The organism is Tyzzerella sp. An114 (genome assembly GCF_002161055.1).
Classification (GTDB): domain Bacteria; phylum Bacillota; class Clostridia; order Lachnospirales; family Anaerotignaceae; genus Fimicola; species Fimicola cottocaccae.
The window spans coordinates 1-2,496 of record NZ_NFLT01000048.1 but is presented as its reverse complement, the minus strand read 5'-3'; the positions used below and the strand labels follow the sequence as shown (position 1 = coordinate 2,496).

At 24.5% G+C, this 2,496-nt stretch carries 4 protein-coding genes; 1 reads left to right on the top strand and 3 read right to left on the bottom strand.

Features of this window, described 5'->3' with window-relative positions:
- Nucleotides 1-213 (top strand): hypothetical protein (locus B5E58_RS13725; protein ID WP_206608590.1); only part of this gene is annotated, 213 nt, incomplete at its 5' end.
- Nucleotides 214-335: 122 nt separating this feature from the next.
- On the opposite strand, the gene B5E58_RS13110 is transcribed toward B5E58_RS13725, so the two are convergent.
- The 3 genes from B5E58_RS13110 to B5E58_RS13100 form a co-directional block, all read right to left on the bottom strand.
- Nucleotides 336-752, bottom strand: a complete 417-nt coding sequence (locus B5E58_RS13110) for a hypothetical protein (protein ID WP_088110084.1) — start codon at nt 750-752, stop codon at nt 336-338.
- On the bottom strand, nt 725-958 hold the full coding sequence (locus B5E58_RS13105; RefSeq protein WP_088110083.1) for a hypothetical protein: 234 nt from the start codon (nt 956-958) through the stop codon (nt 725-727). The genes B5E58_RS13110 and B5E58_RS13105 overlap by 28 nt, the downstream gene beginning before the upstream one ends.
- Nucleotides 959-1,515: 557 nt before the next feature.
- A partial coding sequence (locus tag B5E58_RS13100; RefSeq protein ID WP_143597285.1) for an S-layer homology domain-containing protein occupies nt 1,516-2,496 on the bottom strand: 981 nt, incomplete at its 5' end.

Genomic DNA, 2,496 nt, shown 5'->3' with positions numbered 1-2,496 from the left:
ACTCAACATTCTGTTGTAACAAATCGTCTTGGCGTACTGTATGGTACTGCTTTACCTTTTCAGGCTGAACAGGGTAATGTATTTATATTGTTGGATATTAAATTTTTAAGGTTCACGAAGTCCAACTTTTTTCCTTCACCTATAAGCCGAAAAAAAGACCTTTTTATAACCAAAATCATAAAACTTTTTTATTTTCGTATAGTTACACAATAAAACAATTTATTGAAACTATATTTTTTAGTTATTTTTCAGGACAAATATATTGAATTTTTATATAAAATTCTAAATTTAAAAATCCCCCTTTTTAATCAAGGGGGATGATAATAAATTAAATATTAAAAATTTTTATTCAAATATTTTTTTAAAGCTAAAAAAAGTTTTGTTTTTGACTTATTTATACTTACTTGACTTACTCCTAAAATAGCTGCAATCTGCTTTTCAGTTTTTCCTAATAAACTCAATTTCAATATATCCTTTTTATCATTTTCATTGATAAAAGATACTACAGCTTTATATCTCATATTATTGATTACTGTTTCTTCAGCACTTTCTTCTGTATACCTTATATAATCTTGTCCGTTTATATTTTTTGTATCCCAGCTATCATAATGAATTAAGCCTTTTTCTAAATCTCTTTCTTCCTGATAACGTTCTTTTCTTTCCATTTGATGGTAAACTGTATATACTTTCTTTGTTACTTCAAATAATTGTTTATCATCTAATTTTATGTAGTATTTTCTTTCTTCTTCCATTTTGATTCCTCCGATTTGAATTTGTATTTGTTGGCAAACTCAAACCAAAACGGAGGACCTCTGATTTTTTTAGAAATAAAAAAAAGGCAGAACTTATTAAAAGTTCCGCCTTTGCAGTCAACATATTCATTAAAAAGGGCATACTTCACCCTGCAAGATGTGTTTAGTTTAATTCTTGTGTGTAATTCTTCTTTATACACAATCATAACTTACCACATCCTTGCAAAAATGTATCTTATACTATTTTTGTTCACAAAATATTAACTTCACGATATGCAACATTTTTATTTTTACACTATTAAATTTTATTTTTATACAAAATTTACAAATTTTATTTATTTTTATATATTTTTTACTATTTTTAAGCGAAAAAAAAGTATCCTTTCGGATACTTTTAAATTCATTTATTATATAATTTATTCTTTTTTACACTTAAAATATTAATCAATATTAATCTTTAATCTATTATCTACTATATAATAAATTTTAAAATTAATGTTTTCTCGATGGCTTAACATTATCTACTGGTTTAAATTTTCATTTAATTTCACCATTTTCATTTTCAAATGATTTTATATTATCTCGTATAAGACAAAGTACATGACTATTCGAAGATCTACCTTCATAATCAACAATATATGATATTTTTTCTAACTAATATTACTATAAGTATAAGACTTGTTAACTTTTTCATATTTTCTTCCATAATTCATGTACAAATTTTAACATGCTCTTTATATTTTATATAACAATCTTTATGTCTTTATATATAAGACTTAATAGTAGGGAAACGATTTGCTCCCCTATTTAATATAACAGCAGCTTCTGCATTTGTAAGATTATCTTTAGGTGCAACCATACCATTTTTACCTTTTATTATGCCTTTATTTACACATATTTCAACATACTCTTTATATTTTATATCACAGTCACTATAATCCATATTTTCATCTGGCACATAATCATAATCGCCGTAAATTTCACAAAGAACAGCAAAAAACATAGCTTCTTCCCTTGTTATATATTCATTTGGATTAAAATTCTCATTAAAATATGTATTTATAAAACTTTCTCTTTCTGCATACTGTTCAGGGTAATAACTCTTTCTCAAATACCAATTAATAAAAGCATTTATTTCATCTCTGTATTCAGTTTCAATATTTTCCGGAAAATAGTTATTTTCAGTTTCTTGACAATTCATTTTATTACACATATAATATACAAATTCACCCTTTGTAATAAAATTATCAGGATACAAATTTTGACCTGTACTGTAAGGTATAACTCCATCTTCAATTAAACTTATAAAGCTTTCTTTTGACCAATGATTTTTTACATCACTTAAATTATTTATATAATTATAGTCATTTGAAGATAACGAAACAGTATCCGGTTCAACTGATTCAACTTTAAATATTCCATTATATTCTAAAATATGAAATGCAACATTTGTATATTCTGCTTCAATAAATTCAATATCAATATCTTTATCAAAACCTGCTATTTGTGATATATAATTGTATTCATCATACATAAATTCAACTATATTTTTATTTTCTATATCAAATCTAGTATCTGCCATACAATCAATATTATTTGTATACAATGCCTTTATAATAGCTGTTATTGTATACATATCTCTTGAACTGTTATTTGAAAGTTTATTTATTGATGTTTCAATAAATTCTTTTACTTTATCATTATCATTGTGTTTTGAAAGAACTGTAAGAGCATTAGCTAAATC

Coding starts and splice junctions, on each gene's coding strand:
- B5E58_RS13110 (WP_088110084.1), bottom strand. CDS start 752: ATGGAAGAAGAAAGAAAATACTACATAAAATTAGATGATAAACAATTA.
- B5E58_RS13105 (WP_088110083.1), bottom strand. CDS start 958: ATGATTGTGTATAAAGAAGAATTACACACAAGAATTAAACTAAACACA.